Annotated in this window: 24 protein-coding genes and 1 pseudogene; 10 read left to right on the top strand and 15 right to left on the bottom strand. The window is 68.5% G+C overall.

Annotated features, from left to right (window positions below; all coding sequences use genetic code 11):
• Positions 1-8: 8 nt before the first annotated feature.
• The 6 genes from mnhG to ACXDF8_RS14680 form a co-directional block, all read right to left on the bottom strand.
• Positions 9-362 carry a monovalent cation/H(+) antiporter subunit G gene (gene mnhG, locus ACXDF8_RS14705; protein ID WP_457224006.1) on the bottom strand — a complete coding sequence of 118 codons (354 nt, stop codon included), beginning with the start codon at positions 360-362 and terminating at the stop codon, positions 9-11.
• A complete protein-coding gene (locus ACXDF8_RS14700; protein WP_457224005.1) occupies positions 359-646 on the bottom strand; it encodes a monovalent cation/H+ antiporter complex subunit F in 288 nt (95 codons plus the stop codon). The genes mnhG and ACXDF8_RS14700 overlap by 4 nt, the downstream gene beginning before the upstream one ends.
• A 101-nt stretch (positions 647-747) precedes the next feature.
• Positions 748-1,293 (bottom strand): Na+/H+ antiporter subunit E, encoded by a 546-nt coding sequence (locus ACXDF8_RS14695; protein WP_457224004.1) that lies wholly within the window; start codon positions 1,291-1,293, stop codon positions 748-750.
• Positions 1,293-2,891 carry a Na+/H+ antiporter subunit D gene (locus tag ACXDF8_RS14690; RefSeq protein WP_457224003.1) on the bottom strand — a complete coding sequence of 533 codons (1,599 nt, stop codon included), beginning with the start codon at positions 2,889-2,891 and terminating at the stop codon, positions 1,293-1,295. The genes ACXDF8_RS14695 and ACXDF8_RS14690 overlap by 1 nt, the downstream gene beginning before the upstream one ends.
• Positions 2,888-3,358: a Na(+)/H(+) antiporter subunit C gene (locus tag ACXDF8_RS14685; RefSeq protein WP_457224002.1), complete on the bottom strand. Its 471-nt coding sequence runs from the start codon at positions 3,356-3,358 to the stop codon at positions 2,888-2,890. The genes ACXDF8_RS14690 and ACXDF8_RS14685 overlap by 4 nt, the downstream gene beginning before the upstream one ends.
• On the bottom strand, positions 3,355-6,261 hold the full coding sequence (locus ACXDF8_RS14680; protein WP_457224001.1) for a Na+/H+ antiporter subunit A: 2,907 nt from the start codon (positions 6,259-6,261) through the stop codon (positions 3,355-3,357). Before ACXDF8_RS14680 ends, ACXDF8_RS14685 begins: the two co-directional genes overlap by 4 nt.
• Positions 6,262-6,516: 255 nt before the next feature.
• Between ACXDF8_RS14680 and ACXDF8_RS14675 the strand changes: the two genes are divergently transcribed.
• Positions 6,517-6,966, top strand: a complete 450-nt coding sequence (locus tag ACXDF8_RS14675; RefSeq protein WP_457224000.1) for an SRPBCC family protein — start codon at positions 6,517-6,519, stop codon at positions 6,964-6,966.
• Between the two features lie 4 nt (positions 6,967-6,970).
• Here the strand turns inward: ACXDF8_RS14675 and ACXDF8_RS14670 are convergent, their stop codons facing one another.
• The 5 genes from ACXDF8_RS14670 to ACXDF8_RS14650 are packed head-to-tail and all read right to left on the bottom strand — an operon-like array spanning position 6,971 to position 12,866.
• The gene (locus ACXDF8_RS14670; protein ID WP_457223999.1) at positions 6,971-9,148 is read right to left on the bottom strand and encodes an AAA family ATPase; all 2,178 of its coding nucleotides are present in this window, start codon (positions 9,146-9,148) and stop codon (positions 6,971-6,973) included.
• A gap of 3 nt (positions 9,149-9,151) precedes the next feature.
• Positions 9,152-10,003, bottom strand: a complete 852-nt coding sequence (pssA, locus tag ACXDF8_RS14665; protein WP_457223998.1) for a CDP-diacylglycerol--serine O-phosphatidyltransferase — start codon at positions 10,001-10,003, stop codon at positions 9,152-9,154.
• Complete coding sequence (locus tag ACXDF8_RS14660; RefSeq protein WP_457223997.1) at positions 10,000-10,713, bottom strand: phosphatidylserine decarboxylase; 714 nt, start codon at positions 10,711-10,713, stop codon at positions 10,000-10,002. Before ACXDF8_RS14660 ends, pssA begins: the two co-directional genes overlap by 4 nt.
• A gap of 36 nt (positions 10,714-10,749) precedes the next feature.
• Entirely contained in the window at positions 10,750-11,943 is a 1,194-nt protein-coding gene (moeA, locus tag ACXDF8_RS14655) for a molybdopterin molybdotransferase MoeA (protein ID WP_457223996.1), read from the bottom strand.
• Entirely contained in the window at positions 11,943-12,866 is a 924-nt protein-coding gene (locus tag ACXDF8_RS14650; protein ID WP_457223995.1) for an SDR family NAD(P)-dependent oxidoreductase, read from the bottom strand. The genes moeA and ACXDF8_RS14650 overlap by 1 nt, the downstream gene beginning before the upstream one ends.
• Positions 12,867-12,925: 59 nt before the next feature.
• On the opposite strand from ACXDF8_RS14650, the gene ACXDF8_RS14645 reads away from it, so the two are divergent.
• Positions 12,926-13,741, top strand: a complete 816-nt coding sequence (locus tag ACXDF8_RS14645; protein WP_457223994.1) for an HAD-IIA family hydrolase — start codon at positions 12,926-12,928, stop codon at positions 13,739-13,741.
• A gap of 45 nt (positions 13,742-13,786) precedes the next feature.
• On the top strand, positions 13,787-14,041 hold the full coding sequence (locus tag ACXDF8_RS14640; protein ID WP_457223993.1) for an SRPBCC family protein: 255 nt from the start codon (positions 13,787-13,789) through the stop codon (positions 14,039-14,041).
• Here ACXDF8_RS14640 and ACXDF8_RS14635 read toward each other — a convergent pair.
• The 3 genes and pseudogenes from ACXDF8_RS14635 to ACXDF8_RS14625 all read right to left on the bottom strand — a co-directional run.
• The gene (locus tag ACXDF8_RS14635; protein ID WP_457223992.1) at positions 14,025-15,722 is read right to left on the bottom strand and encodes a DEAD/DEAH box helicase; all 1,698 of its coding nucleotides are present in this window, start codon (positions 15,720-15,722) and stop codon (positions 14,025-14,027) included. The genes ACXDF8_RS14640 and ACXDF8_RS14635 overlap by 17 nt on opposite strands.
• Before the next feature lie 74 nt (positions 15,723-15,796).
• On the bottom strand, positions 15,797-16,285 hold the full coding sequence (locus tag ACXDF8_RS14630) for a cupin domain-containing protein (protein WP_457223991.1): 489 nt from the start codon (positions 16,283-16,285) through the stop codon (positions 15,797-15,799).
• A 17-nt stretch (positions 16,286-16,302) separates the two neighbouring features.
• Positions 16,303-16,689, bottom strand: a pseudogene (locus ACXDF8_RS14625) (short-chain dehydrogenase); the annotation flags it as partial.
• A gap of 28 nt (positions 16,690-16,717) precedes the next feature.
• Between ACXDF8_RS14625 and ACXDF8_RS14620 the strand changes: the two are divergent.
• The 3 genes from ACXDF8_RS14620 to ACXDF8_RS14610 all read left to right on the top strand — a co-directional run bounded on the left by ACXDF8_RS14620 (position 16,718) and on the right by ACXDF8_RS14610 (position 19,742).
• Positions 16,718-16,963, top strand: coding sequence for an SbtR family transcriptional regulator (locus tag ACXDF8_RS14620; protein ID WP_457223990.1), 246 nt, complete (start codon positions 16,718-16,720; stop codon positions 16,961-16,963).
• A gap of 182 nt (positions 16,964-17,145) precedes the next feature.
• On the top strand, positions 17,146-18,771 hold the full coding sequence (groL, locus tag ACXDF8_RS14615; RefSeq protein WP_457223989.1) for a chaperonin GroEL: 1,626 nt from the start codon (positions 17,146-17,148) through the stop codon (positions 18,769-18,771).
• Between the two features lie 137 nt (positions 18,772-18,908).
• Positions 18,909-19,742 carry a DUF559 domain-containing protein gene (locus tag ACXDF8_RS14610; protein ID WP_457223988.1) on the top strand — a complete coding sequence of 278 codons (834 nt, stop codon included), beginning with the start codon at positions 18,909-18,911 and terminating at the stop codon, positions 19,740-19,742.
• 87 nt (positions 19,743-19,829) lie between these two features.
• Here the strand turns inward: ACXDF8_RS14610 and ACXDF8_RS14605 are convergent, their stop codons facing one another.
• Positions 19,830-21,557 carry an N-acyl-D-amino-acid deacylase family protein gene (locus ACXDF8_RS14605; protein WP_457223987.1) on the bottom strand — a complete coding sequence of 576 codons (1,728 nt, stop codon included), beginning with the start codon at positions 21,555-21,557 and terminating at the stop codon, positions 19,830-19,832.
• 41 nt (positions 21,558-21,598) lie between these two features.
• On the opposite strand from ACXDF8_RS14605, the gene ACXDF8_RS14600 reads away from it, so the two are divergent.
• From ACXDF8_RS14600 to ppk2, 4 genes are read left to right on the top strand one after another with little or no spacing between them, the layout of a single operon-like run.
• A complete protein-coding gene (locus ACXDF8_RS14600; protein WP_457223986.1) occupies positions 21,599-21,988 on the top strand; it encodes a VOC family protein in 390 nt (129 codons plus the stop codon).
• Positions 21,989-22,019: 31 nt separating this feature from the next.
• Positions 22,020-22,544 (top strand): mycothiol transferase, encoded by a 525-nt coding sequence (locus tag ACXDF8_RS14595; protein WP_457223985.1) that lies wholly within the window; start codon positions 22,020-22,022, stop codon positions 22,542-22,544.
• Positions 22,545-22,579: 35 nt separating this feature from the next.
• Positions 22,580-23,071 (top strand): phosphatase PAP2 family protein, encoded by a 492-nt coding sequence (locus tag ACXDF8_RS14590; protein WP_457223984.1) that lies wholly within the window; start codon positions 22,580-22,582, stop codon positions 23,069-23,071.
• A 58-nt stretch (positions 23,072-23,129) separates the two neighbouring features.
• The gene (gene ppk2 / locus ACXDF8_RS14585; protein WP_457223983.1) at positions 23,130-23,987 is read left to right on the top strand and encodes a polyphosphate kinase 2; all 858 of its coding nucleotides are present in this window, start codon (positions 23,130-23,132) and stop codon (positions 23,985-23,987) included.
• Positions 23,988-23,997 lie beyond the last annotated feature (10 nt).

Below are 23,997 nucleotides of genomic sequence, written 5' to 3'. Positions count from 1 at the left end.
GGCGAAGGTCATCCGCCGGTGGGACCTGTGCCCCCTGCTGAGTCGTCACGCATCTCATCGATGGTCAGGTCGTCGCCCATGTTCTGCTCACGGTAGGCCAACTGTCCGACCCGGTGTGCGACCACCGGGGCGGTGATCAGGGTGAACATGGCGGTCAGCACGATCATGCCGACGTCGATGTTGCCGCTGAGCCGGATCGCCGCGCCGCTGAGGACCAGCAGCAACCCCAGCACCTGGGGCTTGGTCGCGGCGTGCATGCGGGTCAGGGTGTCCGGAAAGCGCAGCACCCCGATCGCGGCGGTCAGCGCCAGCGCGGATCCGGCCAGCACCAGGCCCGCGGCGGTCACATCGGATGCGCTCATGCGTTGTCCGTTCCGCGATCTGTCTGCACCAGGTCCGGCACCCGGAACCGGGCCACGCTCACCGAGCCGACGAAGCTGATCAATGCCAGCGCCGCGAGACTGTAGGTGACGGTGGTATCCAGGCTGAACGCCGCCCAGGTACCCACCCCGCACATCGTCACCGCGACCAGCGTGTCGACGGCCACCAGCCGGTCGAGCGTGCTGGGTCCGCTCAGCAAACGGACCATGGTCACCGCCGCCGCCGCGACCAGCATGACGCCGGCCAGCACCCACGCGATCGTCATGCGCGATCCGCCTTCGCTTCTCGCTGGGCCGTCATGCGCGATCCGCCTTCGCTTCTCGCTGGGCCGTCATGCGCGATCCGCCTTCGCTTCTCGCTGGGCCGTCATCGCGGGGCCACCTCCTCGGATTCGTTTGCCGCGGGACGCCATTCGCCGCCACGCTCGAATGCGGCGATCAGCAGCCGCTCCAACTGGGCCGCCTGTCGGTAGAACCGGTCCACCGAGCGTTGCGAGCTGACGTCGAGCACGTGCACGTAGAGCAGCCGCCGGGTCTGGTCGATCTCCAGCACGATCGTGCCGGGCGTGAGGTTCATGATGTTGACCCCCAGGGCGAGCACCAGATCGGACTTGCACGCCAGCTGCGCCCGCAGCACCGCCGAGCGCGGCGGGTGCCCCGGCCGGACGGCCAGCCACGCCACCTGAACCGAGGATTGCGCCAGCCACCACGCGATGTGCAGCGCCAGCCACAGCAGCGACAGCGGATGCAGCCGACCCTGAACCGGGACTGCGGGCAACGGCAGCAGCAATGTGATGAACAGCGCCACCGCCAGACCCGATGCCACGTTGGCGACCGACACGTTGCCCCACAGCAGCAGCCACACCAGCGTTAGCCATACCAGCGTCCAGATCCGCAGAATCCACAACCTCATCAGCGGCCCCCCAACACGGCGGCGATGTACTGGCTGCGATCCATGACCTCGTCGGCGGCCCGGTCGGTGTAGCCGAAGATCGGCCCCGCCGCCACGGTCAACGCCAATCCCACCGCGATCAGGGTCATCGTCGGAACGAGCATCCCGACCGGCATCCGGCCGACATCGTCGCGGTCGACGAACGCGACGTCCTGGGCGTAGTCGTCGAGCAGCGCCGACGGCGCGGAGTCGGCGAGGTCGCCCTCCGGCGCGTCGACCCGGGCGCGCCAGAACGCCTTGGTCCACACCCGAGCCACCACATACAGCGTCAACAGGCTGGTCACCACCGACCCGGCGACCAGCAACCAGGCCAGTACCGAGCCGTTCGCGGTACCGGCCTCCAGCAGCGCGACCTTGCCGATGAAGCCCGAAAAGGGCGGAATACCACCGAGATTCAATGCCGGCACCAAGAAGACGAACGCCAGCAGCGGGCTGGCGGCGGCCAGCCCGCCCAGGCGACGCAGCGTGGAGGCGCCGGCTTGTCGTTCGATCAGGCCCACCACCAGGAACAGGGTGGTTTGCACGACGATGTGGTGCGCGACGTAGTAGATCGCCCCGGACATGCCGAGCTTGCTGGACAGCGCGATGCCGAACACCATGTACCCGATGTGGCTGATCAGGGTGAACGACAACAAACGTTTGATGTCGCTCTGCGCGATCGCGCCGAGGATGCCCACCAGCATGGTCAGCAGCGCCGCGACCAATAGCACGTTGTCCAGCCTGCCGGCGGGGAACAGCAGCGAATGCGTCCGGATGATCGCGTACACGCCGACCTTCGTGAGCAGGCCGGCGAACACCGCGGTCACTGGTGCCGGTGCGGTCGGATAGGAGTCCGGCAGCCAGGCCGACAGCGGGAACACCGCCGCCTTGATGCCGAAGGCCACCAGCAGCACCGCGAAGATCGCGCTGCGGGTACCGGGGCTGACGTCCTGCAGCCGCAGCGAGAGCTCCGCCATGTTCAGCGTCCCGGCGGCGGCGTAGACCAGAGCCAGACCGATCAGGAAGATCAGCGAGCTGACCATCGACACCATCACGTACGAAATGCCGGCCCGGACCCGTTCCTTGCTGGCCCCGATGGTCAGCAGCACGAAGCTGGCTGACAGCAGTACCTCGAAGCCGACATACAGGTTGAACAGGTCACCGGCCAGGAACGCCGTACACACGCCCGCGGACAACACCAGGTAGGTGGGCAGGAAGATCGACACCGGCTGGCGTTCGTCCCCGTCGCGGATGCCCTGCCCGATGGCGTAGAACACCACCGCCAGCAGCACGATCGCCGAGACCACCAGCATCAGGGCCGAGAGGCGGTCGGCCACCAGCGTGATGCCCAGCGGGCCGAGGCCGTCGTTGGTCGGGCCCCATCCGCCGACGTGCAGCGCCTGGGTGCCGTCGCGGTCGGTCAGGTACAGCAGGACCGCGCAGACCGCGAGCACCGCGGCCAGCGCCACCAGGGCGATGAGCCGTTGCAACCGGGGCCGGCGGCCGGCGACCAACGTCGACGCAGCGGCGATCAACGGGATGAGCACCGGCAGCGGCATCAGGACACCCGAGAGGCTCATCGGGATCCCTCGTGCCCGGGCAGCGCGTCCAGTTCATCGGGCTCGTCGGTGTCACGGGCCGGCACGGGCTGCGGGTTGTCCTCGTCGATCGAGGAGACCTCTTCGTCGGACAGCTGGGACACCCGGGTGTCCTCGGGGTCGTTGCCCACCTCCTCCTCGGTGGTCAACCGGTACGAGCGGTAGGTCAGCGCGAGCACGAACGCGGCGATGCCCATCGCGATGACGATCGCGGTCAGGATCATGCCCTGGGCCAGCGGGTCGGCCGTGGTGGTCTCCGCGCCACTGGTGCGCCCGCGGATCGGCGGGTTGCCGGATTCACCGCCGACGGTCAGGATCAGCAGGTTCACCGCGTTGCCGACGAGCAGCAGGCCCAACAGCATGCGGGTCAGGTTGCGCGAAAGCAGCAGATAGACACCGCAACTGGTGAGGCCGCCGATGATGACGAGTGGAACGAGGTAGGTGGTCATCGTGCCTGCGCTTTCACGGCGGCCCGCGGCAGGGTGGCCAGTTCCTCGTCGATGCGCGCCCCGAGGCTGCGCAACACGTCGAGCACCAGGCCGAGCACGATCAGGTACACGCCCAGGTCGAAAAACAGGGCGGTGACGAACTTGACGGAGCCCAGCAGCGGCAGCTGCAGGCTGATCACCGCCGAGGACAACGCCGGCGCGCCCAGCAGCATCGAGCCGACCGCGGTGCCGCCCGACAGCGCTAGCCCGACGCCGAGGATCTTCCCGGCGTCCAGCGGCAGCGTTTCACCCAGTTCGTAGCGTCCGCCGGCCAGGTAGCGCAGCACCAGCGCCAGGCCCGCCGTCAGGCCACCGGCGAAGCCGCCGCCGGGGGTGTTGTGCCCGGTGAAGAAGAAGTAGACCGACAGCACCATGATCAGCGGGAAGATCATCCGGGTGGCGACCTCGAGCACCAGTGAGCGGTAGCGCGGGTCACGCAGCTCGCTGCCGCGCAGCCAGGTGGTGTCGCTGACCGACGGGCTGTACGGCGCTGACGGCAGCGCGCCGATGTCGGGCTGGCCGGCGTCGGACACGCGCGGCGCGGAGCCGAATCGGCGGTTGCGGAACACCAGCGACGCCACCCCGGTCGCGGCGACCACCAGCACCGAGATCTCGCCGAGGGTGTCCCAGGCGCGGATGTCGACCAGCAGCACGTTCACCGTGTTGGCGCCGTGGCCGCGGTAGTAGGCGGCGTCGGGCAGCAGCTCGGCGATCGGCCTCGAGGTGCGCGCGGCCATCGCGAACGCCGCAAGGGTGGTGACGGTGGCACCGACCGCGAGCGACAGCGCGGCTCGCGGCAGCCGGTAGCGCCTGATACTGGCCTCGTCGGCTTCAGCGGGCAGCGTACGCAGGACGAGCACGAAGATCACCAGCGTCAGGGTTTCCACCAGGAATTGGGTCAGGGCGAGGTCGGGTGCGCCGTGGAAGGCGAAGATCGCGCCGCAGCCGTAGCCGGTGATCCCGACCAGCAACACGGCGGCCAGCCGGTTGCGCATGACGGTGGCGGCCACCGCGGCGGCCAGGATGAGCAGGCCCACCACCGGTTGGACCAGCGAATCCCACAGCTGGACGTGGGGCCGGTCGGTGGCGCCGAGCATCAGCACGATGACGGGGAAAAGCACCAGCGTGGACAGGATCACCGCCTGGGTGACCGGGATCGACCCGCGTTGGGTCAGGGCAGTCAGCCGCACGGAGGCGACGTCCGCGCCGCGGATCACCGCGTCGTAGACCCGGTCTGCGTTGCCCAGTGGTTTCCAGCTACCGAGGCGGGCGTGGCGCAATCGCTCGCGGCTGAAGAATGCTGCGGTACCGACCGCCAGGACCAGCACGGACAGCGCCAGCGGCAGGCCGAAGCCGTGCCAGAGCTCCAGCGTGTAGTGACCGTCGTTCGCCCCGGCGGCCGGCAGGGTCTCCGCGTAGTCGTCGAGCGTGGCGTCCAGGGTCTGCGGCACCAGGCCGAAGACCAGCCCGGCGGTGGCGAGGATCGCCGGGGCGACCAGGAACGCCGCCGCCGGCCGGTGCAGGTTGGCCACCAGCGTGGTCGGTCCCTGCGCGCCCTTGCGCGCGAACGCGCCCCACAGGAACCGCAAGCTGTAGATGGTGGTGAACACCGAGCCGAGCACCACACCGGCCAGCACCACCGGCGCCCACGGCCCCAGCGACGCACTGTGCGCAATGGTCTCGAAGTCGGCTTCCTTGGCCACGAACCCCAGAAACGGCGGCAGCGCCGCCATGCTGGCCGTCGCCCCTGCGGCGATGACGAACAGTGCAGGCATGCGCCGACCGAGCCAGGCCAGTCTGCGGATATCGCGCGTGCCGGTGGAGTGGTCGATGACGCCCACGACCATGAACAGGGTTGCCTTGAACAGGGCGTGGGCACAGAGCATGGCCAGCCCGGCCAACATCATGTCCTGCCCGCCGCCGCCGACCATGACCGTGATGAAGCCCAGCTGGCTCACGGTGCCGAACGCGAGGATCAGTTTGAGGTCGTACTCGCGCACCGCGCGCCAACCGGCCAGCAGCATGGTGGCCACGCCCAGCGTGATGACGGTCGGGCGCCAGCCGGGAGAGTCGGCGAAGCCGGGCGCGAGCCGGGCGATGAGGTAGACACCGGCCTTGACCATCGCGGCGGCGTGCAGGTATGCGCTGACCGGCGTGGGTGCCGCCATGGCGCCAGGCAGCCAGAAGTGGAACGGCACGATCGCCGACTTGGACAGCGCGCCGATGAGCACCAGCACGATCGCGACCGAGACGGCGGTGCCGTGCGGCGGCGCGGCCACCAATTCGGAGAGCAGATAGGTGCCGGCGCTGTGCCCGAGCACGACGATGCCGACCAGCATCGCCAGCCCGCCCGCGGTGGTGACCAGCAGCGCCTGCATCGCCGCGCGTCGGCTGGTGGCCCGCTCCGCGTAGTGGCCCACCAACAAGAACGACAAGACGGTCGTCAGCTCCCAGAACGTGTAGAGCAGCAGCATGTTGTCGGCGACGATCAGCCCGAACATCGCTCCGGAGAAGGCGACCAGTTCCGCGGCAAAACTGGGCAATCGGTTCTCGGTGTGTCCGTCGCGGTGGTGGAAGTACTCCGCGCAGTAGAACAACACCAGCGCACCGATGCCGAGGACCAGCACACTGAGCACGGCGGTCAGGGTGTCGAACCGCAGATCGATGTTCATGGACAGTTCCGGCACCCACGGGATGTCGACCCGGGCCGGTGTGGCGTCCTGGGACGGCCAGTTGGCCGTCACCCACGCCAGCGAGCCCGCCGGTACCAACGCCAGCGGGTAGAACGCCAGCCGCCCCCAGCGCCGTACGAGCACCGGCGCTAAGGCGGCGGCGATCGCATGTGCGATCAGGATGACGAGCATGGCACTCCGATCTGTGGACGCGCCAGCGCGTCGGTGATCTACCGGTCGGTCGGGGTGTCAGCCAATATTTTCGGCTATTTCCTGGGCACAGTCTACGGGCCCGGCGCCGGGGCAAGGCTGACGCCCGCGGGACCGCCCCCCGCAGCTGCTCGAAGGGTGTTGTGAATATCTCTGCGGTGCATCGTTTTTCGTTGTCCGCCGAAGCCGGGGCCATCCCGGTGATGTGACCGAACGGCTGTTGTGTTGAATGGTGCGGTGGCCGAAGAACGCGTCGTCAATGCCAGCCGACAGGTCGCCGCGCCCGCCGCGGCGATCTTCGAATTCATCGCCGACCCCGCGCGCCAGCCCGAGTGGGATGGCAACGACAATCTCGCCGAGGCCGCCGCCGGCCAGCGGGTGCGTGGCGTGGGTGACGTGTTCGAGATGCGGCTGGTCCAGGGGCCGGTTCGGCAGAATCACGTGGTGGAGTTCGAGGAGGGCCGGCTGATCGCGTGGCGGCCGGCAGAGCCCGGCTCGCCGCCGCCGGGTCACCTCTGGCGCTGGCGCCTCGAACCGCTCGACGACCAGCACACCCTGGTCACCCACACCTACGACTGGACGCAGTTGGCCGACCCCGCCCGGATGGTGCGGGCGCAGGCCACCACCGCCGAGAAGCTACAGGCGTCCGTCGGCCGGCTCGCCGCACTCGTCGAGCAGCCTCGGTAGGTAGTCACCGGCCGGCGGCGAATTCCCGCAGGGAATCCACCTGAGCAGGATCCAGTGACGGGCGAACCGCCCGCCTGGCCTTGTCCACGTCGGCCGCGGTGACGTCGGCGGCGTCGATCGAGCGGCGCATCGCGGTCAGGGCGGCCTCCCGCAGCAGCGCCACACAGTCGGCGGCGCTATACCCGTCCAGTTCGCCGGCCAACGCGTCGAGGTCGACTTCCGGAGACAGCGGCACCGACTTGCCGGCCGTGCGTAGGATCTCCCGGCGCGCCGCGGCGTCGGGAGGCTCGACGAACACCAGCTTCTCCAGCCGGCCGGGGCGCAGCAGGGCGGGATCGATCAGGTCGGGCCGGTTGGTGGCACCGAGCACCACGACGTCGCGCAGCGGTTCGATGCCGTCGAGCTCGGTCAGCAGCGCGGCGACCACCCGGTCGGTGACACCGGAGTCGAAACTCTGCCCCCGCCGCGGGGCCAGTGCGTCGATCTCATCGAGGAACACTAGTGAAGGTGCGGAATCTCTTGCCCGGCGGAACAATTCGCGCACCGCCTTCTCCGAGGAGCCGACCCACTTGTCCATCAGTTCGGCACCCTTGACGGCGTGCACGCTCAGCCGCCCCGAACTGGCCAGGGCGCGCACCACGAACGTCTTACCGCAGCCGGGCGGACCGTAGAGCAGGACGCCACGGGGCGGTTCCACGCCGAGGCGAGCGAAGGTGTCGGGATGCTGCAACGGCCACAGCACCGCCTCGGTGAGCGCCTGCTTGACCTCGATCATGTCGCCGACGTCGTCGAGGGTGATCGAGCCGACTGACACCTCTTCGGTGGCCGAGCGGGACAGCGGGCGGATCACGGTTAGCGCACCGGTGAAGTCTGCCTGGGTCAGCGCAGGGGGTTTGTCGTCCTGACTGGCTCTGGCGGCGGCCCTCAGCGCCGCCTCCCGCACCAGCGCGGCGAGATCGGCTCGCACGAAACCCGGTGTGCGCTCAGCAATCTCGCCGAGTTCAAGGTCTTCGGCCGGCACGTCGCGCAACAGCACCTCGAGCAGCGCCTTGCGGGTCGCGCCATCGGGCAGGCTCAGGCCAAGCTCGCGGTCGCACAAATCCGGCGCGCGCAGTCGTGGGTCCAGGGCATCGGGCTGCTGCGAGGTGACCACCAACGCCACCCCGGGTGCGGCGACGGCCGTGCGCAGTTCGGCCAGGATCTTCGTGGCCACAGGTTCGGCCGTGGCCGGCAGCAGCGCATCGACGTCGGTGATCAACAGCACGCCGCCGCCGTTGCAAACGGTGGCGACGGCGTCACCGACGGCCCGCTGCCGGTCGGCCGCGGCCAGTGCACCGGTGTCGGGTCCGTCCAGCTCGACGAGTCGCCGGCCGGCGCACACCGCTCGCACCAGTGTGGCCTTGCCGACCCCGGCCGGGCCGGTGACCAGCACACCCAGATTCGGTGTGGCCCCCAACTTCTCCAGCAGTTCGGGCTCGTCGAGAGCGAGCTTGAGCCACTCGGTGAGCCGGCCGGCCTGCACGTGCTGACCCTTGAGGTCGTCGGTACTGACCGGCGGAGCCTGCGGCCACACCATCGGCGGACTGACCTCCGCGCCGTGGCCTGCTGGCAGCGCCGGAGCAGTGGCACCATCACCCCAGGTGACCGAAGAATTCGGCTGCACGCTCACCGGTCCGGCCGGATCTGTGCCGGTGACGGTGAGCAATTCCGAGGTCCAGGTGATGCCCACCGACGCCGTCAGTGCCGAGCTGGCCGCCGTCGTCGACGTGCCCGGCCCGAGGTCGCGGGGCAGCAGCGACACCGTGTCACCGACGGTGAGTACCTTGCCCAGCAGCGCCTGCCGCAGCGTCGACGATGACACCGACTGGGTGGTCAGTTTGGATCCGCGCAGCGTCACCGACCGTGCGCCGTAGACGGTGACCGGTGCGACCAGCACCGTGGTGTTCTCGCGCAGGCCGGCGTTGGACAGCGTCACGTCGTCGAGCAGCGCGGTGCCGGTCGGGGTGTCCGGCGGTGCCACTCCGGCGACGGCCGTGGTGGTGCGTGCGCCGGTCAGCGACACCGCATCCCACTCACGAATTCCCAGGGCGGCGATGGCCTCGGGATGCAGCCGGACGACACCGCGGCGCGAGTCCAGCGCCGAGGTGTTCAGCCGTGCGGTCAGCGCCAGGTTCGACGGCACCGGTCAGCCACCGGGCTTGCGTAGGCCCAGCCGGGCCACCGAGCGGCGATTGGGCTGGCGGGCCCGGCGGGTCGCCCGGCGCGCGGCGCGGTGTTGGCGGGGTCGGTCGTTCCACGCCTCGGGGTGTGCGGCCACCCACCGCTGGCTGCGGATCGCGAACGGGATGTGCACGATGTAGGCCGCGATGATCACCAGGATCACCAGATACGGGAAGACGAAGGCGGCGGCGACGCCGATCGCCAGTAGGGCCAGCAGGGGCGCCACCATGTTGGGGCGCACCGAGAACGTGTGGATCTTGCGCATCGGGATCCGACTGACGACCAGCAGGGAGACCCCGACCAGCCACAGCGACACCGCCCCGTACGACGTCCACCAGCCGTCGCCCCACTGCATCTTGGCGGCCAGCGGCCCGATGGCGCCAATGGCACCGGCCGGCGCGGGCATGCCGACGAAGTACTCCTTGGTGTAGGCGGGCAAATCCGCGTCGAGCAGCGCGTTGTAGCGGGCCAGCCGCAGGACGATGCACACCGCGTAGAGCAGCACGACGATCCAGCCGACCCTGGTGTTGGACAGCAGCAGGGACCACACGATGAACGCCGGTGCTACCCCGAAGTTCACCGCGTCGGCCAGCGAGTCGATCTCCTCGCCCATCCGTGAGGTCGCCTTGAGTACCCGGGCGATGCGCCCATCGAGCGCATCGAGGATGGCGGCGGCGGCCAGCATCGCCATCGCTTCGGTCGGGCGGTTGTCCAGCGCGTACTTCACCGAAGTCATACCCAGGCAGATGGCCAGCACGGTGACCGCGCTGGGCAGCAGCCGCGTGCTGATCAGCGGCCGGGGGCGTGGCTTGATCACGGCAGTTGCGCCAATACCGTCTCGCCGGCCAGCGCCCGCTGACCGGGCTCGACCAGGAGCTGCGAGCCGGCGGGCAGGTAGGTGTCCAGTCGGGAGCCGAACCGGATGAGCCCGTAGGTGTCGCCGATAGCGACCTTGTCGCCGGCGTGCACGTCGCAGATGATGCGCCGCGCGACCAGGCCCGCGATCTGTACGACCACGACGTCTCGTCCTTCCGGCGTGCGGATGTGCACGCTGTTGCGTTCGTTGTCCTCGCTGGCCGTGGCGAGGTCGGCCGAATGAAAGCGGCCGGGACGGTATTGCACGGCCAGTACTTCGCCGCCGACGGGGATGCGCTGGACATGCGCGTCGAGCAACGACAGGAAGATGCTCACCCGTGGCACTGCTATCGCAGGCAGGCCCAGCTCGGCCGGCGGAACGGCCTCCTCGACCAGGCAGATCAGCCCGTCGGCCGGGGCGACGACGACGCCGGGGCGGCTCGGCGGGGTACGGGCCGGGTGGCGGAAGAATCCGGCGTTCGCAGCCGCCGCGGCGAGTCCCGCGCGGCGCAACCAGCGGTGCTTGCGGCCCACCGCGGCCACGGCCAGACCGGCCGAGATGAACGGCAGGCCAGCGGGGTGAATCGGGGGAACGGAGGTGCGCACCAGCGCGACCAGCCGCTGGGGGCCGGACTTCATGTTGTCGTCCGCGGAGCGGGGGCGTCTGGCCATCGGCGTGATTCTACGTGCGCCCGGGGTCGACCGAAGCTAGGACAGGTCCCACAGCGCAACCTGATGCCCGGCGGTCATCTCGGTGACATCCTCTTCGATCTCCAACAGGCAGTTCGCCGAGGCCAGCCAGCGCAGGTGATGCGACGCGGGCGGTCCGTAGGTGGTGACGGTGCCGGCCGCCGCGTCATAGACACCGCGGCGGAACTGACGCTTGCCCTTCGGTGAGGTCAGGTCGTCGGCCAGCACAGCGGTGCGGCGGGGGCGGTGCGGATGTGGCAGCCCCATCGCCGCGCGCAGCGCGGGCCGGACGAACACCTCGAAGGACACCAGCGCGCTGACCGGGTTGCCGGGCAACGTCACGATCGGTGTGCCCCCTGCACGCCCGGCGCCCTGCGGCATGCCCGGCTGCATCGCGACCTTCACGAACTCCACCCCACCCTCTCCGAACGCGTCCTTGACCACTTCGTAGGCGCCGGCGCTGACTCCGCCGGAGGTGATGATCAGGTCGGCCTGTCCGGCATACCCTGCGAGCACCGCGCTGAACTGGTTGACGTCGTCACTGGACGTCGGGCAGGCGACCACCTCGCCGCCCGCTTCGCGGACCGCCGCGGCCAGCATGATGGCGTTGGATTCGTAGATCTGACCGGGTTGCAGCTCGGTGCCGGCCGAGACCAACTCCGTGCCGGTCGACATCACCAGCACCCGCTGGCGGGGCACCACGCTCAGCGCTCCCAGCCCGAGCGCCGCGGCCAGGCCCAGCGCGGCGGGGGTGACCACCTGACCGGCCCGCAGCACCGTCGTGCCCGCGGTGACGTCCTCGCCGGCCCGGCGGATGTGCTGGCCGGGCTTGGACGCCGCGCGGATCTCGACGGTCTCGAGCCCGCCGTCGGTCGCCTCGACCGGGACCACGGCCGTCGCACCTGCGGGCAGCGGCGCACCGGTCATGATCCGGTGCGCGGTGCCCGGCGCCAAGGTCAGGGGATCGGTGCGTCCAGCCGGAATGTCTTCGGCGACAGGCAGTTTCACGGGGCTGGCGTCCGCCCCGGCGACATCCTCGGCGCGCACGGCGTAGCCGTCCATCGCGGAGTTGTCGAACACCGGCAATGACATCGGCGCCGCGACGTCGGCGGCCAAGACCAGCCCCTCGGCATCGGCAAGCCCGACGGTCACCGCCGGGCGGGCCGCGATCAGTGCGCCGACGACACGCTGGTGCTCGGAGACGCTTCGCATCAGAGCGGGTAGCTCACGCCGGTCAGCTCCTCGGACACTGCCCACAGCCGCTGCTGGACGTTGCGGTCGTGCGACTGGCTGCTGGAGCTCACCAGCTTGGGGTAGCCGCGGATCTCACGGAAGCCGTCGGGGCCGTAGTACTGCCCACCCACGACGGCGGGATCGGTGGCGGCCCGCAATGTCGGAAGGGCACCCAGCTCGGGGCTGTTGAGCACCAGACCGGCCAGCAGCTTGACGCCGGGTAGCGACGAGCCGGGGACGTGGCGGATGAGTTCGGTGTTCGACACGCCCGGATGCGCCGCGACGGCAATGGTTTTCGCGTTCGCCGCTGCCAGCCGGCGTTGCAGCTCGTAGGCGAACATCAGATTGGCCAGCTTGGACTGCCCGTAGGACGCCACCCGCTCGTAGCGGCGGCGTTCCCATTGCAGGTCGTCGAAATCGATCTTGGCCCGGATGGTGTGGGCGATGCTCGCGACCACCACGACCCGCGACCCGTCGACCGGCAGCAGGTTGTTCAGCAGCAACCCGGTGAGCGCGAAGTGGCCTAGATGGTTGGTGCCGAACTGCAACTCGAACCCGTCGGCGGTGGTCTGCTTGGGCGGGTACATCACCCCGGCGTTGTTGATCAGCAGATCGACGCGCGGGTAGGTACTGCCCAGTTCGGCGGCTGCTTCCCGGACCGACGCCAGTGAGCCCAGATCCAGTTTGTGCACCGCCACGTCGGCGCCCGGGGCTGTGGACCTGATGTGCGCCGCCGCGGCGTCGCCCTTGGCGGTGTCGCGCACCGCCATCACCACGCGCGCGCCGCGTTCGGCCAGGACCCGCGCCGTGTCGAAGCCGAGGCCGGTGTTGGAGCCGGTGACGATCGCCACGCGACCGTGCTGATCGGGAACGTTGGCCTCGGTCCACTTCGGTGTGCTCATGGCACCGACGATACGTCGGCCCAAGTTGCATCCAAGCGCTGGCCGTTTACTGTCGCCGTATGGCGATCGGTGGGGTTCTGTTCGACATCGATGGTGTCCTGGTGACCTCGTGGAAGCCGATCCCCGGCGCGGCGGACGCCCTGCGGGTGCTCGACGAGCACCAGATCGCGCGGTCCTATCTGACCAACACCACCACCCGCACCCGCCGGCAGATCGCCGCGGCCCTGTGCCAGGCCGGGATCGACGTGCGCCCCGACGAGGTCATCACCGCCGCCGCGCTGACCGCCGACTACGTCCGGGCGAACTATCCCGATGCGCGGTGCTTCCTGGTCAACAACGGTCAGATCACCGACGACATGCCGGGTATCGACATCGTCGACTCGCTGATGGTCGGTGACGGCGCTGTGCCGGACACCCCTGACGTCGTCCTGCTCGGCGGTGCCGGCCCGGAGTACAACCACGTCACGCTGAGCTGGGTCTACGACTGGATGACGCGCGGCATTCCGGTGGTCGCCATGCATCGCAGCACGGCGTGGACCACCACCGACGGGTTGCGCATCGACACCGGCATGTACCTGATCGGCATGGAGGAGACCTCCGGCCGCAAGGCCACCGCGGTCGGCAAGCCTGCCCCAGCGGGTTTCCTGGCCTCGGCGGTTCGCCTGGGCGTCGACCCCGACGAGATGTACATGGTGGGTGACGACCTCAACAACGACGTGCTGGCCGCGCAGGTCGTCGGGATGACCGGTGTGCTGGTGCGTACCGGCAAGTTCCGTCAGGACACGCTAGATCGTTGGGCCGCAGACGAATTCGCGATGCAACCCAACCATGTGCTCGACTCGGTCGCCGACCTGCCGGAGTTGCTCGGGCTCTAGCGGTGGCAGCGATGAGTTTCGCGGCCGGGCACGGTCTACCCCTGCATGGCCGAAACACTGATCGCCACCACCACCGTCGACGCACCCGCTGCTGCCGTGTTCCGCGTGCTGGCCGACCCCACCACCCACCGGCACATCGACGGCACCGGCTGGGTGCGGGATTCGCGTGACCCGCAGCCGTTGACCCGCGTCGGGCAGGTCTTCCGGATGGACATGTACCACGAACAGCACCCCGACAAGGACTACCAGATGGCCAATCGGGCCAACCTGGCCGGTACGGGGGTCAGTGCGACGACGTGAGGCCGCGGACGGCTTCGATGCGGGCCTTGAGCTGATCGGTGGTGGCCGCCGCCACCGGGGGCCCGCCGCAGATGCGCCGCAGTTCGTTGTGGATCTGCCCGTGCGTCTTGCCGGTGCGGTGATGGGCCAGCGACACCAGGGTGTTCAGCTCGCGACGTAGGTCGCGCAGTTGGCCGTGGGTGGTCGGTCGGGGTACCTCGCCGCTGGCCGTGCGCTTGGTCAGCTGCTCTTCCTGCCTGCGCCGCAACAGATCTCGCATCGACGCGGCGTCCAGCAGTCCGGGGATACCGAGGTAGTCGGCCTCCTCGTCGCTGCCGGCGGGCGTGGCGGTGCCGAACGAGGAGCCGTCGAAGATCACCTGATCGAGTTCGGCGTCGGCCCCCAGATACTCGATCTTGCCCTGCTCGTCGTCGGCCTCGTCGCGCTTCTGCTTGGCCAGCTCCGCGTCGAGCGGGTCCTCGTCGAGGTTCTCCCGGTGCGGCTTGCCGAGTACATGGTTGCGCTGGGCTTCCATTTCGCTGGCCAGCAGCAACAGGTTGGGCACCGAGGGCAGGAAGATGCACGCCGTCTCACCCGGGCGCCGTGAGCGCACGAACCGGCCGATCGCCTGGGCGAAGAACAGTGGAGTCGACGCGCTGGTGGCGTAGACGCCGACCGCGAGGCGGGGGACGTCCACACCTTCGGACACCATCCGAACGGCCACCAGCCAGCGGGAGGTGTCGGCGGAGAACTGGGAGATACGGTCCGAGGAGCCCTTGTCGTCGGAGAGCACCAGGGTCGGAGCCTCGCCGGTGATCTTGCGCAACAGCTCGGCGTAGGCCCGCGCGGCGGTCTGGTCGGAGGCGATGATCATGCCGCCGGCGTCGGGGACGTGCTGGCGCAGGCCACGCAGGCGGGTGTCGGCGGCGGAGATCACCGCGGGCATCCACTGACCGGCCGGGTTGAGTGCGGTCTTCCATGCCCGCGCGGTCTGCTCGGCGGTCAGCGGCTCACCCAGGCGGGCGGCGTGCTCCTCACCGGCGCTGTCGCGCCACCGGGCCTCCCCGGAGTAGGCCATGAACATCACCGGCCGGACCACCCCGTCGGCCAGCGCGTCGGAGTAGCCGTAGGTGTGATCGGCCCGGGAACGGGCGAACCCGTCGGGCCCGGTCTCGTAGGTGACGAACGGGATCGGGCTGTCGTCGCTGCGGAAGGGGGTACCGGTCAGCGACAGCCGGCGGGTGGCGTCGTCGAACGCCTCCCGCATGGCGTCGCCCCACGTTTTGGCGTCACCACCGTGGTGGATCTCGTCGAAGACGACGAGGGTCTTGCGGTTCTCGGTGCGCACCCGGTGCCGGGTCGGGTGGCTGGCCACCTGGGCGTAGGTGACGACGACGCCGTGGTACTCCGCCGAGGTCTGCGAGTTGGAATTGGAGAACTTCGGGTCCAGCGCGATGCCGTGCCGGGACGCGGCCTGCGCCCACTGGATCTTGAGGTGCTCGGTGGGGACGACGATGGTGACGGCCTCGACGGTGCCCTCGGCGAGCAGCTCGGCGACGATGCGCAACGCGAAGGTGGTCTTGCCGGCGCCGGGCGTTGCCACGGCCAGGAAGTCCCTCGGTTGGGCGGCCAGGTACTTGACCAAAGCCCGTCTCTGCCAGCCCCGCAACGCCTGGGTGCTGGGCGCATCCACTGCCCGCACCCTGGGACTCCTCTCTAGCCGAGATGGACTCTAGCCCAAGCGGATACGCTTGCGCACTTCGATCCGGCGTGTCGTCAGACCAAGAAGTTGTCGTTGCGGATGAGGAACTCGCGCCGGTCGTCCTCGGACAGCTCGCCGAGCCTGGCCAAACCCTCGAAGTAGAACTCGCGGGGTGCGCCGGGGGTGAACAGCATCAGGATCGAGGCCGGTTCGTCGGCCTCGTTGCGGAAACCGTGGATGCCGCCCGGCGGTACGTAGAGGTAGTCACCGGTGCCGCCGTCGACCCAGTCGGTGCCGTCGTAGAGGCGCATACGCCCGGACAGCACGAAGAATGACTCCGACATGGCTTTGTGGAAGTGCGGCCCCGGCCCTCCGGCGGCGGGGCCGAGGTCGACGCGGTACAGACCGAACTCGCCGTCGGTGGACTTCTCGGTCGCCAGGTAGGTGTATCTGATCGGGCCGACTTCGAAGTCGGCCGGGGTGCCGGCCTTCCGGAGCCTGGCGCTCACTTCGCCCTCGCCGTCGTAGCGAGGGGGCGGATAGGGCGGCACGTGTAGGGACATCGTCTCCAGTCTGCCGGTCAGCCGATCGGGTAGGCCACCCCGGTCAACTCTTCGGACGCCGCCCAGAGGCGGCGCTGTGTCGCGGTGTCGTGGGAGCGCCGCGTCGACGCGACCAGCTTCGGATATCCCCGCATCTCGAGCAGGCCGCCAGGTCCGTAGTACTGCCCGCCCAGCACCGCCGGGTCGGTTGCGGCGCGCAGCGCGGGCAGAGCACCCATCTCGGTGCTCTGCTCGACCAATCCGAACACCGACCGGATGGGCCTGGGCAGGTGGCGCGACAACTCCGAGCTGGATCCGCCGGGGTGCGCGGCGGTCGCGATGGTGTCAGTCCCGGCCAGACGACGTTGTAGTTCATAGGTGAACAGCAGGTTGGCAAGCTTGGCCTGACCGTAGGCGCCCGTGCGGCTGATCGTCGAGCACGGCCGGGCGCTGTTGGCCGCTGACCCGGCGGGCGCGCTGTTCGACTTCATCCGCGAGATCGTTCGCAACGGCGCCACCGATCACGGCATGGTCGAGGCGCTGGCCAGCTACGGCATCGACGTGGACTGTGCCGCGCCCGGCGCCGAGGCCGAATTTCTCGGTGTGGTGGGGGAGATGTTGGTGACCGGGCAGGAGTTCGGCCCGGACGTCGCCGAGCGAATCACCGGGGTCATCGTGGACGGCTTGCGCGCCGGGTGAACAACCGGCTCTCTTTCTTGCACTCGGCATAGGCGAGTGCTAAGAATGTGGTTGGCACTCCCGACCGGTGAGTGCTAGGTCGGGATGGTGAGACCGAAGCAGAACACAGCTGCGGTCGTCCGTCGCGGGCACTGTGTCCGACCCAAGAACGTGTAACCCCCAACCGGAGGATTCACTTCGCAATGTCCAAGATCATTGCTTACGACGAAGAGGCACGCCGTGGCCTCGAGCGGGGCCTCAACGCCCTCGCCGATGCGGTAAAGGTGACGCTGGGCCCCAAGGGTCGCAACGTCGTTCTCGAGAAGAAGTGGGGCGCCCCCACGATCACCAACGACGGTGTGTCCATCGCCAAGGAGATCGAGCTCGAGGACCCGTACGAGAAGATCGGCGCCGAGCTGGTCAAGGAAGTCGCCAAGAAGACTGACGACGTCGCGGGTGACGGCACAACCACCGCCACCGTTCTGGCCCAGGCTCTGGTTCGCGAAGGCCTGCGCAACGTGGCTGCCGGCGCCAACCCGCTCGGTCTCAAGCGCGGCATCGAGAAGGCCGTCGAGAAGATCACCGAGACGCTCCTCAAGAGCGCCAAAGAGGTCGAGACCAAGGAGCAGATCGCTGCTACCGCTGGCATCTCGGCCGGTGACCAGACCATCGGTGACCTGATCGCCGAGGCCATGGACAAGGTCGGCAACGAGGGTGTCATCACCGTCGAGGAGTCGAACACCTTCGGCTTGCAGCTGGAGCTCACCGAGGGTATGCGCTTCGACAAGGGCTACATCTCGGGGTACTTCGTGACCGACGCCGAGCGTCAGGAAGCGGTCCTCGAAGATCCGTACATCCTGCTGGTGTCGTCGAAGGTCTCGACGGTCAAGGACCTGCTGCCGCTGCTGGAGAAGGTCATCCAGTCCGGCAAGCCGCTGCTGATCATCGCCGAGGACGTCGAGGGCGAGGCCCTGTCGACCCTGGTGGTCAACAAGATCCGTGGCACCTTCAAGTCCGTCGCCGTCAAGGCTCCGGGCTTCGGTGATCGCCGCAAGGCCATGCTGCAGGACATCGCGATCCTGACCGGTGGCCAGGTCGTCAGCGAAGAGGTCGGCCTCTCGCTCGAGACCGCCGACATCTCCCTGCTGGGTCAGGCCCGCAAGGTCGTCGTCACCAAGGACGAGACCACCATCGTCGAGGGCGCCGGGGATTCCGACGCCATCGCCGGCCGGGTGGCCCAGATCCGCAGCGAGATCGAGAACAGCGATTCCGACTACGACCGCGAGAAGCTGCAGGAGCGCCTGGCCAAGCTGGCCGGCGGTGTTGCGGTCATCAAGGCCGGCGCTGCCACCGAGGTGGAGCTCAAGGAGCGCAAGCATCGCATCGAAGATGCAGTGCGCAACGCCAAGGCTGCTGTCGAAGAGGGCATCGTCGCCGGTGGCGGCGTGGCCCTGCTGCAGGCGGCCCCGGCGCTCGACGAGCTCACCCTCACCGGTGACGAGGCCACTGGCGCCAACATCGTGCGCGTCGCGCTCGAGGCCCCGCTGAAGCAGATCGCCTTCAACGCCGGGCTGGAGCCGGGCGTTGTCGCCGAGAAGGTTCGCAACTCCGCGATCGGCACCGGTCTCAACGCTGCCACCAACGAGTACGAGGACCTGCTCAAGGCCGGCGTCGCCGACCCGGTGAAGGTCACCCGCTCGGCGCTGCAGAACGCGGCGTCCATCGCGGCGCTGTTCCTCACCACCGAGGCCGTCGTCGCCGACAAGCCGGAGAAGGCCGCCGCACCTGCGGGCGACCCGACCGGTGGCATGGGCGGTATGGACTTCTAAGTCCGTTTACGAAAGGCCCCGGTGCGCTTCGCGCGCCGGGGCTTTTTGTTTGTCCCCAGTGTGGGCCTCATGCACAGATTTCGGCCGAAGGCGCTGCATAGCACGCACACTCGTGGGCGGGCAGCGACCCTTCGGTGATGCAGCCCTTCATTGGGAGCGCGGCGGTGCGTCGCGGTGACATCACGCGAAGCGCACTGACCCGCCACCACAGAGCGATCTATCGGGACGTGTACCTACGGCGTGATGTCGAACTGACGGCGCTGCTGAGAGCACGGGCTGTCTGGCTGTCGACCGGTGCAACGTTGTGCGGTCTGTCGGCGGCGGCGGCATTCGGCACGAAGTGGCTGGACCCCTCGGCGCCAGCGGAGATTGTTCGGGCTGATCGGCATGCAGCGCCTGGCATCGTTGTTCACACCTGGGACCTCGCGCCAGACGAAGTGTGTCTCGCTGGCAGCATGACCGTGACGACTGCGGCCCGAACCGCCTTCGACATCGGTCGCTACGCCCAGCCAGAGCGTGGTATTCCGATCCTGGACGCGCTGCTCAACGCCACCGGAATCCGACCTGCGGCAGTTCGAGTAGTGGCGGACCGACATCCGGGCACTCGCGGCGTCGCGCGGCTGCGTTCGACGCTGGAGCTTGTCGACGGTGGCGCGGAGTCGCCACAGGAGACCAAGCTGCGTCTCCTGATCGTCGGTGGTGGTCTGCCTCCGCCTGAGACGCAGATCGAATTTCCATACCTGCGTATCCGTGTCGACATGGGGTGGCGCGAGTGGAAGGTCGCCGTCGAATACGACGGCGTTCAGCACTGGACCGATCGCCGGCAGAGGGCATGGGATATCGAGCGGATCGCACATTTGGAGGCGGCCGGGTGGGTGGTCGTCCGCGTCAGCGCCGAGATGATGTCGAGGCCGACGGTCATTGTCGACCGTGTGGCGGGCAAACTGCGTGCAGCGGGCTGCCCCCTCTAGCGCCGAGTGTGTGCCTTATGCACCGCTTTTCGTCATTTTGCGAACATAAGGCCCACACTCGCTCAGGGTGGTCGGCCACGCCGCCCGTCAACCCGCTGGCGGCGCGGACCGCCGGCCGCGAACCAGCCGGCCCGGGCGTGCCGACGTCGGCACGCCGTTTTCCGCGATGACTTCGCCCGAGACGATCGTCGCCACGTAACCGTCGGCGGTCTGGTCCAGCCGACGCCCACCGCCGGGCAGATCGCGGGCGATCACCGGCCGGTGCAACGTCAGTGCCGAGTGGTCGATGACGTTGAGATCGGCCTTGTATCCCACCGCAATACGGCCACGGTCAGCCAAACCCGCCACCCGTGCCGGCACCGAGGTGAGTTCCCTGACGGCATCGGCGAGACTGAGCCGGCCGGCGGAACGGTCACGTACCCAATGGGTCAGCAGGTACGTCGGATAGCTTGCGTCGCAGATCATTCCATAGTGGGCCCCACCGTCACCGAGGCCCAGGATGACGTCGTCGCGGCGCAACAGATCGGCGACGGTGTCCAGCGACTTGTCGCGGAAGTTGGCCAGCGTCACCAGCAACATGGCATGTCCGTCGTCGTCGAGCACCCGGTCGTATGCCTCTTCCAGTGGGCTTACCCCGCGCGCCGCCGCCCGCGCCGCGATGGACTGCGAGGGGTCGGGCTCGTAGTTCGGCGGCTCGCCGAGGGGGTAGATGTAGTCCCACGCCTGTACAGCGAACATCAGCGGATGTCCGGTGCCTGCCGGCTCGTCATGCAGAATGCGCATCCGCACTTCGGGTTTGCGCATCTCGGCCACCCGTTCGGCCAGTGGCAGTCCAGCGATCTCCTGGTAGGAGGGGTAGAGCACGAACGGGTTGCCGCTCAGCTCCAGTCCAAGTACGAGCCCGATCGGGCGGGGAAAGATCTGTGCGGTGACGTCACCACCGTTGGCGTTCGCTTTCTCCACCATCGTCAGGGCGTCGAGGAAGTACGGGTCGCCGGCGTTGCCGACCGCCAGCGTGAACGTCACCGGCAGGCCGACGTCGGCGGCCACGTCGAACACCGTCTGCAGGGCGGGCTCGTAGTCACCGGCGACCAGGTCGGGCACGAACTGGATGAGCCCACCTCCGGCGTCGTCGACACCGCGGGCGATCGCCTCGATCTCGGACTGGGCAGCGTCATAACTGGGAATGGGCTTGCCGCTCTCGGACTTGTGGATCGTCAGCCGCGACGACGCGAACCCGAGCGCCCCGACCGAGACGGCCTCGGCGGCGAGCTTGCGCATCTGGGCCAGGTCTTCGCTGGTCGCCGGCTCCCGGTCGACACCGCGCTGGCCCATGACGTAGACCCGCAGCGGGGAGTGCGGCAGCAGTGCCGCCAGGTCGATGTCGCGGCGTCCGGCGTCGAGGGCGTCGAGGAACTCGGGGAAGGTCTGCCACGTCCACGGCAGCCCGTCGACCATGACCACACCCGGAATGTCTTCGACCCCGGCCATCAGGTCGACGAGTACGTCGTGGTCCTCGGTGCGGCACGGCGCGAACCCGACACCGCAGTTGCCCATCAGTGCGGTGGTGACCCCGTGGGCCGACGATGGTGTCAGCCGGTCCGACCAGATCGCCTGCCCGTCGTAGTGGGTGTGCAGGTCGACGAACCCGGGCGTGACGAGCAGACCGGTGGCGTCGATCTCCCGGGCGCCGTTACTCGAGACGGAGCCGACGGCGACGATCACGCCGTCGGATACGGCGACGTCACCCGGGTAGGGGTTTCCGCCCAAGCCGTCGACGATGGTGCCGTTGCGGATGACCAGGTCGTAGCCCATGTCGATGAGATTACGTCGCAACCCCCTGCCACGATGGAGCTGTGATCGATCATCTCGGAATCAATTGCAGCGACTTCACCAAGTCGAAAGAGTTCTACGACAAAGTGCTCCATGTGCTGGGCTACATCCGGGTGCTGGAATTCGGCCCGGCCATCGGCTACGGCATCGAGGGCCATCCCTCGTTCTGGATCGCCGACGCGTCCGCGGGTGACGTCGCCGGCCCCAACCGCGAGGCGCACATCGCGTTCTCGGCCAAGGACGCCGAGTCTGTCCAGGCCTTCTATCACACCGCTTTGGCGCTGGGCGCCGAGCCGTTGCACGCCCCACGACTGTGGCCGGAGTACCACCCCGGTTACTACGGTGCCTTCGTGCGAGACCCCGACGGCAACAACGTCGAGGCGGTGTTCCACGGCGCGCAGCCCGAGGCTTAGACGCCGACGAACTCCGCGTAGCGTCAGGTCCATGGCCGACTCATTGAGCGCTGCAGACGCCGCCCGGGAACTCCTGCGGGATTCCTTCACCCGGATCATCGAGCACGTCGACGACCTCACCGACGACCTCACCGACGAGGTGTCGTTCTTCCGGCCCACCTCGACCGCCAACAGCATCGCCTGGCTGATCTGGCACAGCGCGCGGATCCAGGACGCTCAGCTTGCGGCCATCGCCGGTACCGAGCAGGTGTGGTTCAACGGTGAGTGGGTGGACCGTTTCAATCTTGACTTGCCGCGCGACGCACACGGTTACGGCCATACCGCAGAGGAGGTCGGCAAGGTTCGGGTTGCTGCGGATCTGCTGGCCGGTTACTACCACGGGGTGCACAAGGCGACGCTGGAGTACGTCGCCAGCGTCACCCCCGACGAGCTGGCGCGGGTGGTCGACGAGAACTGGAACCCACCGGTGACGGCCAGCGTCCGGTTGGTGAGCATCATCGACGACTGCGTCCAGCACCTGGGCCAAGCGGCCTACATCCGGGGTATCGCGCGCTGACCGCCAGGGCCCTCCGGTGGTGGCCGCTCGTCGGCTTGGCAGCGCTGGCGCTGCTCGGGTGGGTGGTGCGGGGTGGCTCGACTGCGGTCGACGAGTGGTTCCAGCGTGCGGGCAACAGCGGCCTGAGTCGGCTGCTGTTCTTCACCGATTACCGCACGGTGGCGGTGCTCCTGGTAGTTGCGCTTGTCCTCGCGGCGTATCGGCGCCGCTGGCGGCTGGCCATCCTTGCTGTGGCGACTCCTGCTGCGGCCGTGTGGCTTTCGCGTCTCCTCAAACTCGCATTCGGCCGGGAGAAGGGCGATGCTGTCACCTACCCCAGCGGGCACGCCACGTTGACGGCGGTGGTGCTCGGGATGGTGATCTTGGCCGCCGGTGTGCGGCTGTGGTTGGTGCTGACGTCGGTGGTGTGGATGCTGCTGGGGATGGTCGGCCAGGCGGTCAGCTACCACTACTTCACCGATACGGTCGGAGCCGTGCTCCTCGGCTCGTCGTTGGTGTGCGTGGCGGCTCTCCTCGACGGTGGTTAGCACTGTGTGTTCACCCGGTGGCAACCTTGGTGTCGAGCGGGCGCGATAACTTCCGCGCGTGTCACTCGAAACCAATGGCTACACGATTTTCGACGACGACGATGACGACCCGGTGTTGCTCGATGCCGCCGGCCTCGCCGTCGACACCTGGCGGGAGAACTACCCGTACGACCATCGGATGTCGCGCAGCGAGTACGAGGAGCAGAAGCGGCTGCTGCAGATCGAGCTGCTGAAGCTGCAAAAGTGGAGCCAGGCCCACGGGCTGCGGCACGTATTCGTCTTCGAGGGGCGCGACGCCGCCGGCAAGGGCGGCACCATCAAGCGCTTCATGGAGCACCTCAACCCCCGCGGCGCCCGGGTGGTCGCGTTGGAGAAGCCCACCGAGAAGGAACGCACTCAGTGGTACTTCCAGCGCTACGTCAACCACTTGCCGGCGGCCGGTGAGATCGTCATGTTCGACCGGTCCTGGTACAACCGCGCCGGGGTCGAGCGGGTGATGGGCTACTGCACGCCCAAGCAGCATGCCGAGTTCATCCGGCAGGCCCCGCTGTTCGAGCAGATGCTGGTCAACGACGGCATCAGCCTGACCAAGCTGTGGTTCTCGGTGTCGCCGTCCGAGCAGCGCACCCGCTTCACTATCCGCCAGGTCGACCCGGTGCGGCAGTGGAAGCTGTCGCCGACGGATCTGGCCTCGCTGGACAAGTGGCACGACTACACCGCCGCCAAGGAAGACATGTTCGCCTGGACGGACACCGAGATCGCGCCGTGGACCGTCATCAAAAGCAACGACAAGAAACGCGCGCGGATCAACGCGATGCGCCACGTCCTGAGTAAGTTCAATTACGACAACAAAGACCATGAGGTGGTCGGCCAGCCCGACCCCTTGATTGTGGGACGCGCGACGCACTCCGACTGACGCCCGCGTC

The sequence above is a fragment of the Mycolicibacterium sp. CBM1 genome (genome assembly GCF_054073305.1).
Note: the sequence above shows the minus strand (reverse complement) of the source record. Positions and strands in the feature narration are given on the sequence as shown.